The 15,499-nt window shown below is 72.7% G+C and carries 13 protein-coding genes; 4 read left to right on the forward strand and 9 right to left on the reverse strand.

Annotated features, from left to right (window positions below; all coding sequences use genetic code 11):
* Window positions 1–196: 196 nt before the first annotated feature.
* From pheA to ACRYR2_RS08665, 3 genes are read right to left on the reverse strand one after another with little or no spacing between them, the layout of a single operon-like run.
* The gene (gene pheA / locus ACRYR2_RS08655) at window positions 197–1,153 is read right to left on the reverse strand and encodes a prephenate dehydratase (RefSeq protein WP_432562446.1); all 957 of its coding nucleotides are present in this window, start codon (window positions 1,151–1,153) and stop codon (window positions 197–199) included.
* Window positions 1,154–1,205: 52 nt separating this feature from the next.
* Window positions 1,206–1,511 carry a WhiB family transcriptional regulator gene (locus ACRYR2_RS08660; protein WP_432562447.1) on the reverse strand — a complete coding sequence of 102 codons (306 nt, stop codon included), beginning with the start codon at window positions 1,509–1,511 and terminating at the stop codon, window positions 1,206–1,208.
* Window positions 1,512–1,567: 56 nt separating this feature from the next.
* A complete protein-coding gene (locus tag ACRYR2_RS08665) occupies window positions 1,568–2,821 on the reverse strand; it encodes a glycosyltransferase 87 family protein (protein WP_432562448.1) in 1,254 nt (417 codons plus the stop codon).
* A 60-nt stretch (window positions 2,822–2,881) separates the two neighbouring features.
* On the opposite strand from ACRYR2_RS08665, the gene ACRYR2_RS08670 reads away from it, so the two are divergent.
* Window positions 2,882–5,143: a hypothetical protein gene (locus ACRYR2_RS08670; RefSeq protein WP_432562449.1), complete on the forward strand. Its 2,262-nt coding sequence runs from the start codon at window positions 2,882–2,884 to the stop codon at window positions 5,141–5,143.
* Between the two features lie 102 nt (window positions 5,144–5,245).
* On the opposite strand, the gene ACRYR2_RS08675 is transcribed toward ACRYR2_RS08670, so the two are convergent.
* The 5 genes from ACRYR2_RS08675 to ACRYR2_RS08695 form a co-directional block, all read right to left on the reverse strand.
* Window positions 5,246–7,126 (reverse strand): glycoside hydrolase family 127 protein, encoded by a 1,881-nt coding sequence (locus tag ACRYR2_RS08675; RefSeq protein WP_432562450.1) that lies wholly within the window; start codon window positions 7,124–7,126, stop codon window positions 5,246–5,248.
* Window positions 7,127–7,157: 31 nt separating this feature from the next.
* A complete protein-coding gene (locus ACRYR2_RS08680; protein ID WP_432562451.1) occupies window positions 7,158–8,006 on the reverse strand; it encodes a carbohydrate ABC transporter permease in 849 nt (282 codons plus the stop codon).
* Entirely contained in the window at window positions 8,006–8,947 is a 942-nt protein-coding gene (locus tag ACRYR2_RS08685; RefSeq protein ID WP_432562452.1) for a carbohydrate ABC transporter permease, read from the reverse strand. Before ACRYR2_RS08685 ends, ACRYR2_RS08680 begins: the two co-directional genes overlap by 1 nt.
* Entirely contained in the window at window positions 8,947–10,218 is a 1,272-nt protein-coding gene (locus ACRYR2_RS08690) for an ABC transporter substrate-binding protein (RefSeq protein WP_432562453.1), read from the reverse strand. Before ACRYR2_RS08690 ends, ACRYR2_RS08685 begins: the two co-directional genes overlap by 1 nt.
* A gap of 203 nt (window positions 10,219–10,421) precedes the next feature.
* Window positions 10,422–11,399, reverse strand: coding sequence for a LacI family DNA-binding transcriptional regulator (locus ACRYR2_RS08695; RefSeq protein ID WP_432562454.1), 978 nt, complete (start codon window positions 11,397–11,399; stop codon window positions 10,422–10,424).
* Window positions 11,400–11,851: 452 nt separating this feature from the next.
* Between ACRYR2_RS08695 and ACRYR2_RS08700 the strand changes: the two genes are divergently transcribed.
* From ACRYR2_RS08700 to ACRYR2_RS08710, 3 genes are read left to right on the forward strand one after another with little or no spacing between them, the layout of a single operon-like run.
* Window positions 11,852–12,763, forward strand: coding sequence for a metal ABC transporter solute-binding protein, Zn/Mn family (locus ACRYR2_RS08700; RefSeq protein WP_432562455.1), 912 nt, complete (start codon window positions 11,852–11,854; stop codon window positions 12,761–12,763).
* Window positions 12,760–13,569 carry a metal ABC transporter ATP-binding protein gene (locus ACRYR2_RS08705; protein WP_432562456.1) on the forward strand — a complete coding sequence of 270 codons (810 nt, stop codon included), beginning with the start codon at window positions 12,760–12,762 and terminating at the stop codon, window positions 13,567–13,569. The genes ACRYR2_RS08700 and ACRYR2_RS08705 overlap by 4 nt, the downstream gene beginning before the upstream one ends.
* Window positions 13,566–14,450, forward strand: a complete 885-nt coding sequence (locus ACRYR2_RS08710) for a metal ABC transporter permease (RefSeq protein WP_432562457.1) — start codon at window positions 13,566–13,568, stop codon at window positions 14,448–14,450. Before ACRYR2_RS08705 ends, ACRYR2_RS08710 begins: the two co-directional genes overlap by 4 nt.
* A gap of 10 nt (window positions 14,451–14,460) precedes the next feature.
* On the opposite strand, the gene ACRYR2_RS08715 is transcribed toward ACRYR2_RS08710, so the two are convergent.
* Window positions 14,461–15,411, reverse strand: a complete 951-nt coding sequence (locus ACRYR2_RS08715) for a PfkB family carbohydrate kinase (RefSeq protein WP_432562458.1) — start codon at window positions 15,409–15,411, stop codon at window positions 14,461–14,463.
* Between the last annotated feature and the right edge of the window lie 88 nt (window positions 15,412–15,499).

Here is a 15,499-nt window from a genome sequence, read left to right on the forward strand (position 1 = left end):
GCGCGCCGACGTCCGGGACGGCCGCGGCGACGGCGGCTCCGGTCGGCGCGGCGCTCTCGGTCACGGGAGCACCATCGGCCGCCTCGGACGGCTCCTCGAGAGCACGACCGGGATCGGGTGGGCCCGCCACTCCAACGGACGTGTCCACCGCCCCCTTCGGAGGGGCGGACCGGCGTCCCGGACGCGCTGGCCCCGGTCAGGAGGCGGAGCCGTTGCGCAGCCGGTCGAGCCACCCCTGGGCGGCGGTGAAGTCGGTCTCGGTGGGCCCGTGGCCGGTGATCGTGCGCCCGCCGTCCGAGCGCGGGTAGCTGCCGAGGAACCGGACCTGCTCGCACACGCGGTGCAGCCCCATGAGCGCCTCCCCGACCCGGGCGTCGGCCACGTGGCCGTCGCAGTCGATGGAGAAGCAGTACCGGCCCAGGGCGTCGCCGGCGGGGCGGGACTCGATGCGGGTCAGGTTGATCCCGCGGGTGACGAACTGCTCGAGGGCTTCGACGAGGGCACCGGGCCGCTCCTCGCGCAGGAAGACCACGAGCGAGGTCTTGTCGTTGCCGGTGGGTGCGGGCATCGCCTCCAGGCCGGGCCGGGACAGCAGGACGAACCGCGTCTGGGCGCCCTCGCGGTCCTCGATGCGCTCGGCCAGGACGTCCAGGCCGAAGCGGCGGGCGGCGAAGGGCGCGCAGATGGCCCCCTCGAAGCCGGCCGGCTCACCGCCGTCGAGCTCGGCCGCCAGCGACTGCGCCGAGGCGGCCGTCGACGTGGCGGGGACGTAGAGCGCCTCGGGCAGGTGGGTGTGCAGCCAGTGCCGGACCTGCGCGTAGGCGTGCGAGTGGGTGCTGACGCGCGTGACGTCCTCGAGCCGCACGCCCGGCTTGACCGCCAGCACGAACGAGACGGGGATGACGACCTCGGCGACGACCACGAGCGGGTCACCGGTGGCCAGACCGTCCAGCGTGGCGGGCACGCCGCCTTCGACGGAGTTCTCGATCGGCACGCACCCGACGTCGGCCGCTCCGGTGCGCACGGCCTCGATCGTGGCGTCGACGCTGGACATCGCGACGGCGGGGGCCTGCCGGTCGTCGGAACCGATGACGGTCCGCAACGCCGCCTCGGAGAAGGTCCCGACGGGGCCGAAGAACGCGTAGCGCAGCACGGTCGAGCACAGTAGCCCGGCCGGTGGCGAAGATCGCGCCGGCCGGGTCCGGTCAGCCGGCGCGGCGCAGCTTGCGCTTCTCGGTGCGCTCGCTCCAGATCGCCTCCCGCTGGTCCTCGGTCAGGCCTCCCCAGACCCCGTAGTTCTCCCGGTGCGTCAGCACGTGCTGCCGGCACTGGCGCAGCACGGGGCACTCGGCGCAGATCGCCAGGGCCGCGGCGTCGCGGTGCTGACGGGCTGCGCCCCGTTCGAGCTCGGGGTGGAAGAAGAGTTCCGGGTCGGCCTCGCGGCAGGCACCCAGCAGCTGCCACTCCCACGCCTCGACGGTGGGCCGCAGGCCTCGGCTCGTCTCGCTCACGGATCCCCCTCGGTGTGTGGTCGCGTGTCAGGACCAATCCCCTGAGGAGAAGGAACCTAAACGCTATGCGACCGTTCAGTCACTAGCCGTGATCTCGACTGGGTGTGTTGACCCACCAGTACCCACATCACGGGCAGCGACGCACACGCCCACCACAAGTCCCCGTTCTGCACGATCCGGGCCAGCACCGTGGGCACGCTGCGCTCGGCGAGCAGGTTCGCCCCCCACCACGGCCACGCGATCCACAGCAGCAGCAGTCCCACGACCCCGGCCACGACCCGTCGGCGCACCCGGCCGTCGCCGACGACCGCGCCGAGCACGACCACACCCCACAACAGGTGGTGCAGCCAGGAGACCGGGGAGACCAGGACCGCGACCATGCCGCACGCAGCGACCTCCCCGACCAGCGACCCGCGCCGGTGCAGGGCCCGGGCCAGCGCGAAGCCGGCGACGGCCGCCACCAGCGCCAGCAGCCCCCACACCAGCGTCGTCGTCCCCTCGGACAGGTACAGCCGCAGGACGAACCCGCGCAGCGACTGGTTCGACGACCCCGCGTTGGGCCCCAGCCGGTCGGAGTTCAGCAGGGCCGACGTCCAGAACTCCAGCGACGCCTCGGGCGCCACCACGAACGTCGCCACCGTCACCCCCGCCGCGGCCGCGACCGCGTTGCGCAGCTCGCGCCACTGCCGGGTGATCGCGAAGTGGACGAGGAAGACCCCCGGCGTCAGCTTGATCGCCACCGCCACCCCGACGAGGGCGCCCCGGGGCCAGCGGACCGTGAACCGGCCGATCCGCACGCCGTCCGCGCCGCGCACCAGGTCCAGCAGGCACAGCGTCACCAGGACCGCGTTGACCTGACCGAAGCGGATGTTCTCCCCCACCGGCGAGATCCACACGCACGCCGCCGCGACGAGCCCCTGCACCAGCCCCGCGCCCGTGCCGGCGCGCTCGAGCAGCGGCCGGAACGCCAGGCCCACGACCACCCACAGCAGGAACAGCTGGAACGCCGTCCACACCCAGCCCGCCACCGACCACGGCAGCAGCGCCAGCGGGATCGACAGCACCGCCGAGAACGTGGGGTAGGTGAACGGCAGCAGCTGCGGCACCTCGGTCGCGAACGAGTAGACCGGCCGCCCGATGAGCAGCGAGCGCCCCGCCTCCCGGTACACCTCCAGGTCGACCTGCCACTGGTCGTCGGGGTAGGCCACGAGGTAGCGGTGCACGATCGGCGCCACCGCCACGAGCAGCACCAGCACACCCAGCCACCGCCACACCCCGGCCGGAACGCGGGCGGTCCTCTCCGTCAGCACCCCCCGATCCTCCCCCAGCGCCACACAGGTCCCGACCACCCGCGCCCCTAGCCTGAGGGCGTGCCCCACCCGACCGCGCCCGCCCTGCCCGCGGAGAGCAGGCTCTCCGCCCCCCGCAAGCACCTCCCCCGGGCGGTGAGCGCGCTCTGCGCCCTCCTCGGGGTGCTGGTCGTGCTCGTGGGTGCCGGGGCCGGGCCCGCGCAGGCGGCGAGCGAGCGGGCACCCCTGGTGGTCGTCGGGTTCTCCGGGGTCCGCTGGAGCGACGTGTCCCCCGAGGCGACCCCCGCCCTGGCCTCCATGACCTCCGGCGCCATCGGCACCGTCGCCGTCCGCAGCGTCTTCACGGCCGCCTGCCCGGCCGACGGGTGGCTGGGCCTGTCCGCGGGCCGTCGCGCCACCGCCTTCGACGGGACGTCGGCGCAGCACGTCAACGCCCCGTGCGCGCCGGTCGCCGAACCCGTCGACGGCGTGCAACCGGACTTCGCCGAGTACCAGCGCATCGCCGACGGCGACACCTTCAGCGCCGTCCCCGGAACCCTCGGCCAGGCCCTCGCCGACGCCGGGACGAGCACCCTCGCCGTCGGCCCGGGCGCCGCGGTGGCGCTCGCCGACACCGCCGGCACCGTCCCCGCCTACGCGTCCGCGGACGACCCGGTCGCCGTCGGCGGCTACGTCCAGGACGCCCTGGAGACGGGCAGGCAGGTGGTCGTCGTCGACGCCGGCACCGTCCGCGACCCCGAGGACCTGCCGTCGGCGGAGACCCCGCCGACGGCCTCGCGCGCCGAGCAGGTCGCCGCCGTGGACGCCGTGCTCGCGCAGGTCCAGCGCGCGATCGCCGACTCCACCGGCACGCAGGACACCACCCTGCTGGCCGTCTCCCTGGCCGACGCCGGCAAGACCGCCCACCTGCAGTTCGGCGCCGCGACCGGCCCGCAGCCGGGGTCGGGCAGCTACGACGGGTTCCTGGGGTCGCGCTCGACGCGGCAGACCGCGATCGTCCAGACCACCGACCTCACCCCCACGGTCCTGGCCCTGGCCCTGGGCAGCGACCACGGCACGCCCGGCCTGGTCGGGGCTCCGGTGACGTCCACCGACCCCGGGGCCGACGCCGCCTCCCGCGAGGAGAAGGTCCGCGACCTCGACGCCGCCGCCCAGGCCGTCCAGCCGCTCGTCGGCCCGTTCTTCACCGTCTGGGGTTCGGCCCAGATCGTCCTGTACGCCGTGGCGACGCTGGCGCTGCGCAAGGCCTGGGGCGGGCCGGCGGGCCGCCGGCGCGTGCTGGCCTGGCTGCGCGGCATCGCCGTCGTCTTCGGCGCCGTGTGCGCCTCGACCTTCCTGGCCAACACCCTCCCGTGGTGGCGCCACGGCGAGACCACCGGCAGCCACCTGCTCGCCGTCAGCGGAGCCGTCGCCCTGTACGTCGCGGTCATCACCGCGCTCGCGCTGCTGGGTCCGTGGCGCCGGACCGCCCTGGGCCCGCTGGGGTTCGTCGGCTTCGTGACGGCCGCGGTGCTGGCCGTCGACACCGCCACCGGCTCGCGGCTCATCACCTCCAGCCTCAACGGCCTGCAGCCCGTCGTGGCCGGCCGGTTCTACGGGCTGGGCAACCAGCAGTTCGCGCTCTTCGCCACGGGCTCGCTGCTGTTCACGATCGCCGTCGCCGACCGGCTGGTCCGCACCGGGCGCCGCCGGGTGGCCGTCGCCGTCGTGGCCGCCCTCGGCCTGCTGACGACGTTCGTCGACGGGGTGCTGGGCAGCGACTTCGGCGGCCCGCCCGCGATCCTGCCCGCGTTCGGGTTCCTGGCCCTCGTCGTCGCCGGCGTCCGGATCACCACCCGGCGCGTCGTGCTCATCCTCGGCGCCACGGTGCTGGCCCTGGCGGCGATCTCCGTCGCGGACTGGCTGCGGCCCGTCGACGACCAGACGCACCTGGGCCGGTTCGTGCAGACCCTGCTGGACGGCGGCGCCTGGCAGGTCGTGGAGCGCAAGGCCGCCCAGAACCTGCGGATCCTCTACAGCAACTGGATGCTCTCGCTGGTCCTGGCGCTCGCGGCCGCCTTCACCGCCTTCGTCCTGGCGCGGCCGAAGGTGCTGGGCGTGTCGGTCCTGCAGCGCGCCTACGACCGCCACCCGGTCCTGAAGCCGGGGCTGGCGTGCCTGGTCGTGCTGCTCGGCATCGGCTTCGCCGTCAACGACTCCGGCGCCGCGGTTCCCGCGGTCGGGGCGATGCTGGCGGTGCCGCTGCTCATCGCGTGCTGCACGCGGGTGCTGGCGGACGAGCCGGTCGGGTCGGCCGCGCCCGAGGTGTCCCGGGCATCCTGAACCGGCGGGTCGTGCCAGCGCTGCAGCCGTCCGGCGACACGCCGGACCCCGGGGTCCACGAACGGCGTGCCGGGTGATGGGTGCCGCGCTGGCACGACCCCCTCAGGAACCCGCGACCGGCAACCACACCCGCATCGTCGACGGCCCGCGGTTCGCCCACGCGTAGTAGGGCGTGAACTCCAACGTCACCGGAACGGCCTGACCGTCGCACGCATCCGCGGTCGGCCAGGAAGCCGACGGTTCCGGCCGGACGCGCGCAGCCATCCGCACCGACCCGCCGACGGCAGGCTCCCCGAGGACCTCGACGAGGTCCAGGTCGACGTCCGGCTGGTCCACGGACTCCACGCACAGCAGCAGCGGCCCCTGCTCCACCGCGACGCACCCGCGCACCGCGTCGACCCGCGGGTCCGCCCGCACCAGCCGCGGCGAGCAGTCGAGGTGCAGTTCCACCTCGTCGCCCACGGCCCACTCACGGGTCAGGTCGGCGCGGCCGGGGTCGGCACTCGTCTCGACGGCACCGGTGATCGACGTCGAACCGCTCCAGCCCGGAACACGCAACGACAGCGTCCACGGCCCGGCGACGGTCTCGCGGACGCGAACCCGCACGGAACCGTTCGCGGGGTACTCGGTGTCGACCTCGACGGCGATCCGCCCGGTCGACAGTTCCGCGGACAACGTCGACGGCGCGTAGAGGTGGATCTGCAAACCGGTCTCGTCCGACGTGGCCAGGTATCCGCCCAGGCTGGAGAGCGTACGGGCGGCGTTCGTCGGACAGCACGACGTCGTGAACCACGAGGCGCGGCGGCCATCGGTGCGCCGCAGGCTCGGGACCCCGGGTTCGGGGTCGACGCCGGGGGTCCGGCGGTGCAGCGTGTTGACGTAGAAGAACTCGCGCCCGTCCTCGCTGGGGCAGGCGGCGACGACGTTGTGCAGGGTGCGCTCGATGACGTCGGCGTAGCGCTCTTCACCGGTGGCCAGCAGCAGCCGCCACGCCACCATGATCGAGGCGATGCCGGCGCAGGTCTCGGCGTAGGCGCGGTCGGCGGGAAGTTCGAAGTCCGCGCCGAACGCCTCGCCGTGGTGGTAGGAGCCCATCCCGCCGTGCAGGTAGGTCCGGCGCTCCAGTGTCCGGTCGTACTGGCGCTTCGCGGCCGTCAGCAACTCCTCGTCACCGGTCTCGACGGCGACGTCGACGACACCGGCGGTCAGGTAGAGCGCGCGCACCGAGTGCCCGACGAGGACGTCGGCCTCGCGCACCGGGACGTTGTCCTGGTAGTAGTCGCGGCCGCCGTACATGGTGTCGCCGAGACTGCGCCGGCCGCGGCGCTCGACGAACGACCGGGCCTGCTCCAGGTACTTCTCCTCACCGGTGAGCCGGAACATCTCCACCAGCGCCGTCTCGATCTCCGGGTGGCCGCAGATCCCCTCGCGCGCCCCGTCGGCGAACTCGGCGCAGACGTGGTCGGCGACGGCACCGGCGATCTTCGCCATCCCGTCGTCGACACCCGTGCGCAGCATCGCGACGGCGGCCTGCAGCAGGTGCCCCGCGCAGTAGAGCTCGTGGCCCCACTCCAGGTCGCTGTAGCGGGCCGGACCGCCGTCGTAGCCGTAGAAGGTGTTGAGGTACCCGTCGTCGGCCTGGGCAGCGGCGAGCAGCGTGGTGAGTTCGGTCAGCCGTTCCCGCAGTTCCGGGGAGGACGTCCGGGCCTGCTCCCAGGCCATGCCCTCCATCAGCTTGTAGATCTCGGAGTCGGTGAACAGCCGCCCCACCCGTTCGGTGGCCAGGGTTCCCTCGATGGCGGCGCGGACGTTGCCGATCCAGCCGACCTTCTCGAGGGATTCGTCGCAGTGCGGGATGACGGCGTCGCGGTTCAGCTGCTGCATGTGCGCCCAGAAGCCACCGGTGACGGCGGCCTGGTCGAGGGCGAGGGGCTGCAGCCGCCCGCGCCGCGGGTGGACGGGGACGGCACGCGAAGTGGGCATGGCGGTGCTCCAGGAAGGTGTGGGAGGCGGTTCAGCCGCGGACGGCGCCGGCGGTGATGCCGCGGACGTAGTAGCGCTGCAGCAGGAGGAAGAGGATGAGGCAGGGGACGGCGGTGACGACGATCCCTGCCTGCAGGGCGCCGAGGTCGATGGCACCGAGCTCGCCGGACCGCAGGCTGACCAGTGCGACCGGCAAGGTGAACTTCGATCCTTCGGACAGGAAGATCAGCGGGGCGATGAACTCGTTCCAGGAGGCGAGGAAGGCGAACAGGCCGACGGTGATCATCGCGGGACCGACGGCCCGCAGCAGGATGCGCACCAGCGCCCCGAACGACGAGCAACCGTCCAGCATCGCCGCCTCCTCCAGCTCCTTGGGGAGGGCCTCGAAGGCGTTGCGCATCATGAACAGCGAGAACGGCAGCTGGAACATGACCATGACGAGGGCCACCCCCACGAGGGAGTTCTGCAGTCCGACGGTCCGCAGGATCTCGTACAGCGGGATGAGGATCGTCGGGTGCGGGATCATGAGGATCGCCAGCGTCCCGAGGAACAGCAGGTTCTTGCCCGGGAAGGAGAACCGGGCGAACGCGTACCCGCCCAGCACCGTCACGACCAGGACGCCGACGACGGTGAGCACCGAGATGACGATGCTGTTCCAGGCGTAGACGCTCAGCCCCTCGCCGTAGTCGACGAGGCGCCGGTAGTTGTCCACGCCGTACCCGCCCCGACCACCCGTGGCGCGGGAGCCGTGGACGGAACTGAACAGCGACCACACCAGCGGGCTGATGAACAGGACGGCGAGGACGGAGGTCGTGCCGTAGTAGGCGACGGAACGCGTCCGGGCACCGGTGCCGGTACGCGCGGCGGTCAGGACTGCCATCAGTCGTCGCCCTTCTTCACGAGCAGGAACTGCAGGACGTTGAGCAGGACGAGGACCACCAGCAGCACCAGGGCCAACGCGGCGGCCGACCCGAGGTCGAAGAGCGTGAACGCCTCGCGGAACATCGCCATGACCATCGTCACGGTGCTGTTGCTCGGCCCACCCGCGGTCAGGACGTAGAACGGTTCGAACGCCAGCAGGGAACCCGTCACGCTGAGGATCAGCATGAGCGCGATCGTCGGCCGCAGCAGCGGCAACGTGACCGACCGGAGCGTCTGCCACCAGTTCGCGCCGTCCATGCGGGCCGCTTCGTACACGTCCGGTGAGATCGCCTGCAGGCCGGTGAGCAGGATGAGCATGTTGAACCCGGCGAACCGCCAGGTGACCATGACCACGGTGGAGACGAAGGCGTTGTCCGGCTGTCCCAGGAAGTCGACGTCACCGGAGGCCAGGCCCAGGGCCCGCAACACGTCGTCGACGGGCCCGAACTCGTTGTTGTACAAAGCGTAGAACAGCAGAGACGCCGAGGCCAGCCCGACGACCGCGGGCAGGAAGAACGCCGTCCGGAAGAATCCGACGAGAGGCCGCGACTGCTGGACCAGCAACGCCAGTCCCAGCGCGGTGACGAAGTACAGGACGGTCACGACGACCGTGTACTTCACCGTGAACCAGATCGAGGACAGGAACAGGTCGTTCTCCGCGATCGCGGCGTAGTTCTCGGGAGCGTTGAACGACCGTTCGCCGATGAGCGGCCAGTCGTTGAGCGACATCCACACCGACAGCACCAGCGGCAGCGCGAACAGCAGGACGACGACGAGGGCCGTGGGCAGCGCGTAGGCCAGCCCGACGAGCGAGCGCCTGCGCCGCAGGCGGGCCGACGGGTCGGCTCCACCCGCGCGGGCTCGGACGGCCCGCGCAGGAGTTCCGGGGATGACGGCCATCAGGGCGCCAGCGACTCGGTGACGGCGTCCTGGCCGGCGGCCAGCGACTGTGCGGCGGGTGCGTCGCCGAACAGCGCGTCACGGGCGACGGCGAGCCACGGCCCCTGCGGGTCGTTGAAGGTCTGGCCGAACTTCACCGAGTTCGGCGTCTGCCCGTCGGCGACGAGTTCGTTGAGCTTCTGCACGCGCTGGTCCTCGGCGGAGAACTCGTTGGCGGCCAGATCGGTGCGGACGGTCAGCTGGTGGGCCTTGGCGTACACCTGGACCTGCGCCTCGTCACCCACGGACCACTCCAGGAAGTCCCAGGCGGCATCGGCCTGCTCGCACGAGGAGGAGATGCCGATGACGTCGCCGCCGACGAACGTGCTCACGCCGCCGTCGACGCCGGGAATCCCCTGGACGCCGATCTTCAGCTGGTCGGTCTCGTCGACGGTCTCCAGGACGGAGTTGCTGGCGAGCATGTAGCCGACGTTCCCTCCGGCGAACACCTCGTTGCGGGTGGCGCCGGTCTCGTTGCGGGCGCTGTCCGGCACGACCCCGGCCTTGTACAGGTCGTTGAACACCTGGAACGCAGCCGCGGTCTTCGGATCGTCGAGGGTGGCGGACTCGCCGTCCTCGGACAGGACCTGTCCGCCCGAGGCCCACACCGTCGGGAAGTGGGTGAAGGCGATGCTGCCGCCGTTGTTGCCGGTGAAGTAGAGGCCGGTCACGTCCGGGCCGAGCGCGGCGACCTTCGTGGCGTTCTCCGCCAGTTGCTCCAGGCTCGTGATCGGCACAGCGGGGTCGATGCCGGCGCGCTGGAGCAGCACGTCGTTCTGGAACACCGCGGACATGCCGATGGTGTGCGGCAGGACGTACTTCGCGCCGTCCACCGTGCCCTGCTGCATGTGGGCGGGAGCCAGGTCACCGGCGAAGGGCAGCGCGTCGACCCGGTCGGTGAGGTCCTGGAAGAGGTTCTTGGAGATGAAGTCCGGCGCGTAGACCACGTCGGAGGCCAGCAGGCACGGCAGGTCCTGCGAGCCCGCGGCCACCCCCACCTTCTGCAGGTAGTTGTCGGTGGGCACCACGGTGAGCTGGACCTGGGTGTCGTGCGAGGCGTTGTAGGCGTCGACGAGGGCCTGGCTCTGGCTGGAGGTGGCGGCGCGCGCCCACATGGTGACGCTGTCCCCACCTTCGGCGGCGGTGTCCTCGCTGCCTCCGCCGCAGGCGGTCAGGGCGAGGGTGCCCGTGAGGGCGACGGCCACGAGGGTGCGACGGGTCGATCGGAGCATCGGACGTCCTTCCGGACTGGGGTGCGTCCTCGCACCACCGGCGGTCTGAACCCCTGACGGCCACGGGGCCGGCCAGGGTCGACGGCCGGCCCGCATCTCCGCGGGGCTGCGACCGTCATCACCACCCCACGTGCTGCAGGCAGTGCTCAGAGCCTGTCGCAGCCCCGGAACTTCGTCAAGTTCTTCCGGTATTTCCGGTCTTTTTACGGCGCAAAGGTCGTCGACTCCCGCAGCACCAAGCGGCACGGAAGCCGCCGGAGGCCTCGCTCCGACGTGCCGTTGATGGCCCGGACGAGGTGGCGCGCGGCCTCGGCGCCGAGCTGCTCCAACTGCATGTCCACGCTGGACAGCGGGGGGCGCGTCTCCGCCGCGACGATGTCCCAGTTGTCGAAGCCGACGACCGAGACGTCCTCGGGCACCCGCCGCCCCTGCTCGCGCAGCGTGTCCAGCACGCCGGCGGCGATGCGGTCGCTGCCGCAGAAGACCGCGTCGACGTCGGGGCGCCCGGTCAGCACCATGGCCGCCGCCTGCCGGCCCCACCGCTGCGACCAGTCCCCACCGTGCAGGACGTCGCCGTGCACGTCCAGACCCGCCTCGGTCAGTGCTCGGCGCATGCCGGCCTCGCGCTCCAGCGCGGCCGCCCGGCCGTGCGGGCCGGTCACGTGCGCTATCCGCCGCCGTCCCAGCGCGACGAGGTGCCGGGTGGCCTCGTAGGCCGCAGTCTCGTTGTCCGCCACCAGCGACAGGTCTTCAGGGGAGGTCGAGGGGGCGTAGGCGTAGACGACCGGAACGGGCAGACCCTCGGCCAGCGGGGTCCGCGGCTCGGGATGCTCGCCGACCACGACGATGCCGTCGACGCGGCGCTCGAGGAGGATCCGCAGGTAGTGCGCCTCGCGGATGGCGTCGCCGCGCGCGTCGCACAGCAGCACGGCCACCCGCCCGGCACCGAGGGCGTTCTCGGCCCCGAGCAGGACGGGCATGCTGACCCGCCCGACCGTGTCGCTGGTGAGGATGCCCACCGTCAGGGCCGTCGGGTCGGACCGACGCGGCTGGCGGTTGGAGCGGAAACCGAGCTCGGTCGCCACCTGGCGCACCCGTTCGCGGGTCTGGGCCGCGACGTCGCTGCGCTCGTTGAGCGCGCGCGACACCGTCGCCACCGAGACGCCGGCCTCCCGGGCCACGTCCTGGATGGTGGTCCGTTTCGCCGTGGGTTCCGTCACCTGATCCGCCAACTGTGCCTCCTCGGGTCCGAAGGCAGTCTGCCAGTCTCCGGAAATTTCCGGACGACCTCGCCCGATCCTCGTCGCACGGGCGGCGACCCGACGTGGAGGACGTCGCGAGCAACGGCACCCACCACCACGAGCCGGACGGGTGCTCCGTCGAGCGCCGCGATCACCGGTGCGACGGCAGCGCCGAGGACTCCTTCAGCGAGCTGGAGGTCAAGGACCTTCCACGATCCGCGCCTGCCGGTCGCCCAGCCACCGCACGAACGTCCAAGGACATTGAACGTCCAGCAGTGCTGGACACCTCCCCGCAGCGCACCCGGAGGCTGCTCGCAGCTTCACGCGGTCGATCGGGCTCGACACCGGGGTACAGTTGTTGCGAATCGTTCCCATCGTCAGGAAGCCGTCGCATGCTGTCGCGCCGTTCGTCCCTCGCCCTCGCCACCGCCCTGGCCGCCACCCTCGCGCTGGGCGCCTGCGGTGACGACGGCAGCGCCTCGGCGGAGGCGCCCGAGGGCCTGAGCGTGGTGGCGTCGACGAACGTCTACGGCTCCATCGCCTCGTCCATCGCCGGCGACGCCGCGACGGTCACCTCGATCATCGACGACCCCAGCGCCGACCCGCACAGCTACGAGGCCAGCACCCGCACCCAGCTGGAGCTCTCCCGCGCCACCGTCGTCATCGAGAACGGCGGGGGCTACGACGACTTCGTCGACACCATGCTGAACGCCGCGGACTCGCAGGCCACGGTCCTGAACGCCGTCGAGATCTCCGGCAGGACGGCGGAGGCGGGCGAGGAGCTCAACGAGCACGTCTGGTACGACGTCGAGACCGTCCGCAAGGTCGCCCAGGCCCTCGAGGACGAGCTGGCGAAGGCCTCCCCCGACGACGCCGGCACCTTCGAGGCCAACCTGGAGACCTTCGAAGCCGGCCTGGACACCCTCGAGCAGAAGATCCAGACCGCCGCCGCCACCGTCCAGGGCCGGCCCGTCGCGATCACCGAGCCCGTCCCCGGCTACCTGCTCGAGGCCCTCGGCGCCACGGACGCCACACCCGAGGCGTTCTCCGAGGCCATCGAGGAGGAGACCGACGTCCCGGCCGACGTCCTGCAGGAGACACTGGCCCTGTTCACGCAGCACCAGGTCCAGGCCCTCGTCCACAACGAGCAGACCACCGGCCCGCAGACCGAGCAGGTCCTGGCGGCTGCGCGGGACAACGGCATCGCGGTGGTGCCGGTGACCGAGACGCTCCCCGAGGGCAAGGACTGGACGACGTGGATGACCGAGAACGTCGACGCGATCACGGCGGCGCTGTCCCAGTGAGCACCCCGGCCCTGCGGTTGGCGGGCGCGTCGCTGGCCTACGGCGCCCGCCGGCTGTGGTCCGGCCTCGACCTCGACGTCGCCCCCGGCGAGTTCATCGCCGTCCTGGGCGCGAACGGCGCGGGCAAGTCGAGCCTGCTGAAGGTCGTCCTGGGTCAGCAGCCGCTGGAGCGCGGCACCGTCGAGGTCGGTGGCCGTCCCGTCCAGCGCGGTGACCGCCGCATCGGTTACGTGCCGCAGCAGAAGGGTCTGGACCGCGACACCCCGCTGCGGGCGCGCGACTTCGTCCGCCTCGGCCTCGACGGTCACCGCTGGGGACCGCTGCTGCCGTCGCGCAGGGCCAAGGCCTCCGTCGACCGGGTGCTCGCCGCCGTCGGGGCCACCGACTACGCCGACGCCCCCGTCGGGCGGCTGTCCGGCGGCGAGCAGCAGCGGCTGCGCGTCGCGCAGAGCATCGTCGGCGACCCGGAACTGCTGCTGGCCGACGAGCCGCTGCTGTCCCTGGACCTGAACCACTCCGGCGCCGTCAGCGCCCTGTTCCACGAGAGCCGGGTGCGCACCGGCGCGGCCGTCCTGTTCGTCACCCACGACGTCAACCCGGTCCTGCCCTACGCCGACCGGGTGCTCTACCTGGCGAACGGGCGGTTCCGCATCGGCACCCCCGAGGCCGTCATGAACTCCGCGACGCTGTCGGACCTGTACGGCTCCCCCGTGGAGGTCCTGCGCTCCAACGGACGGCTGCTGGTCGCCGGCGGCGCCGCGCCCAGCGATCACCCGCACTCCCACGAACACGAGGAAGCATCGTGACGAACATCGCGTGGGAGGAGATCATCGACTTCTCCGACTACGGCGCCCTCCTCGACCTGGTCCACAACTCCCTGTACGCCGGGGCGCTGCTGGGCCTGATCGGCGGCCTCGTCGGCGTCTTCATCGTCGCCCGCGACCTGCCGTTCGCGGTGCACGGCATCGCCGAGCTGAGTTTCGCCGGGGCCGCGTTCGCGCTGCTGATCGGTGTGAACGTCGTCGTCGGGTCGCTGTTCGGCTCGGTGCTGGCGGCCGTGCTGTTCGGCGTCCTGGGCAGCCGGGCGCGCGAGCACAACTCCGCGATCGGCGTGCTCATGCCCTTCGGCCTGGGCCTGGGCGTGCTGTTCCTGGCGTTGTACGAAGGCCGCGCGGCCAACAAGTTCGGCCTGCTGACGGGTCAGATCGTCGCGGTCGACAACCCGCAGCTGGTGTCCCTCGCGGTGCTGGCCGCGATCGTGCTGGTGGCGCTGCTGGTGATGTGGCGGCCGCTGCTGTTCGCCAGCCTCGACCCCGACGTCGCCGCGGCCCGCGGGGTTCCGGTGCGGGCGCTGTCGCCGCTGTTCATGCTCGTGCTCGGCCTGGCGGTCGCGATGAGCGTGCAGGTCGTGGGCGCCCTGCTGGTCCTGGCGCTGCTGGTGACCCCCGCCGCGGCGGCGACCCGGGTGAGCCACTCCCCCTTCGTCGTGCCGCTGCTGTCGGTGGCCTTCGCGCTGACGGCGATGGTCGGCGGGATGCTGCTGGCGCTGGGCTCGTCGGTGCCGATCAGCCCCTACGTGACGACGGTCTCGTTCACGATCTACCTGGTGTGCCGGCTGGTCGCACGGTGGCGCCGTCCCCCGGCCCGGCCGGAGGCACCGCGCCCGGTCGTGGCGGAGGTCGCCTGAGCGGCGGCCCTCAGCCCGGGTCGACGACCCGCACCCGCTGCGCCACGGCCTCCACCGCGTGCGCGCTCCCGGTGCCGTAGCCCTGCCGGGTGACGTTGAGCGCACCGGCGGCCGCCGCCGTGCGGACGGCCCGCACGACGTCGTCGCCGCTCGCCAGGGCGGCGGCGACGGCTCCGCTCATGGCGTCCCCGGCACCGCGGAACTGCACCGCGGTGAACTGCGGGGCCTGCAGCTCGTGCACCTCCCCGGCCTCGGTCCGCAGCAGCGGCGGGTGCGCGGCGCGCGTCACCAGGACGTGGTGAGCGCCCTGCGCCTGCAGCTCCCCGGCGCGGGCCAGCAGTTCGCCGGCGTCGGCGGCGTCGGCCTCCTCCCCGGGCAGTTCGTCGTGCGAGACCTTCAGGACGTCGACCCCGCCTTCGAGCGCCGCGGCGAGCTCGTCACCCGACAGGTCCGCGACGACGAGGACCCCTTGGGCGCGGGCGTCGGCGGCCAGCCGGGTGAACGTCGCCGCCGGCAGCACGTCACCGTGCTCGGAACCGGTGAGGACGAGCACCGCCGAGTCCAGGCAGGCCGAGATCGTCGTGGTGAACAGGTCGTCGAGTTCGTGGCGGGTCAGGGTGGACGTCGACGCGGCGACCCGGTGCCCCTCCTCGGCGTCGGCGCTGTCCGCGTGGTCCCGGTGGTCCAGCACCACCGTCGCCGTCGTCCCCGCCGTCGCCACCGGCAGCGGCCGCACCCCCTCGGCCGACAGCAGCGCGACCAGGGCCGTGCCCGACTCGCCGCCGACGGGCAGGCAGAGGGACACGTCGGCGTGCAGCCGGGCCGCCATCCGCGCCACCCAGGTGCCCTGCCCGCCCGGGTGCAGGTGGATCTCCGGCTGGTCCGCGGTGGTCGGTTCCACCAGCACGCGCAGCACGGGCGAGGGGGCGAAGACGGTGACGCGGCCGGTGCGGTCCTCCATCCTCCGATGCTCGCCGAGGAGGAGGGCCACCGCCTGCCGACTGGGCCACCCGGGCGTTCGCGGCACCGGGTTCCTCAAGCGGCCGGTG

Source organism: Kineococcus deserti (genome assembly GCF_050871945.1).
Taxonomy (GTDB): Bacteria; Actinomycetota; Actinomycetes; order Actinomycetales; family Kineococcaceae; genus Kineococcus.

Excerpts from the sequence above, each read along its gene's own strand:
- ACRYR2_RS08715 (WP_432562458.1), bottom strand. The coding sequence starts at position 15,411 with ATGGAGGACCGCACCGGCCGCGTCACCGTCTTCGCCCCCTCGCCCGTG.
- ACRYR2_RS08690 (WP_432562453.1), bottom strand. The coding sequence starts at position 10,218 with ATGCTCCGATCGACCCGTCGCACCCTCGTGGCCGTCGCCCTCACGGGC.
- ACRYR2_RS08685 (WP_432562452.1), bottom strand. The coding sequence starts at position 8,947 with ATGGCCGTCATCCCCGGAACTCCTGCGCGGGCCGTCCGAGCCCGCGCG.
- ACRYR2_RS08700 (WP_432562455.1), top strand. The coding sequence starts at position 11,852 with ATGCTGTCGCGCCGTTCGTCCCTCGCCCTCGCCACCGCCCTGGCCGCC.
- ACRYR2_RS08675 (WP_432562450.1), bottom strand. The coding sequence starts at position 7,126 with ATGCCCACTTCGCGTGCCGTCCCCGTCCACCCGCGGCGCGGGCGGCTG.
- ACRYR2_RS08680 (WP_432562451.1), bottom strand. The coding sequence starts at position 8,006 with ATGGCAGTCCTGACCGCCGCGCGTACCGGCACCGGTGCCCGGACGCGT.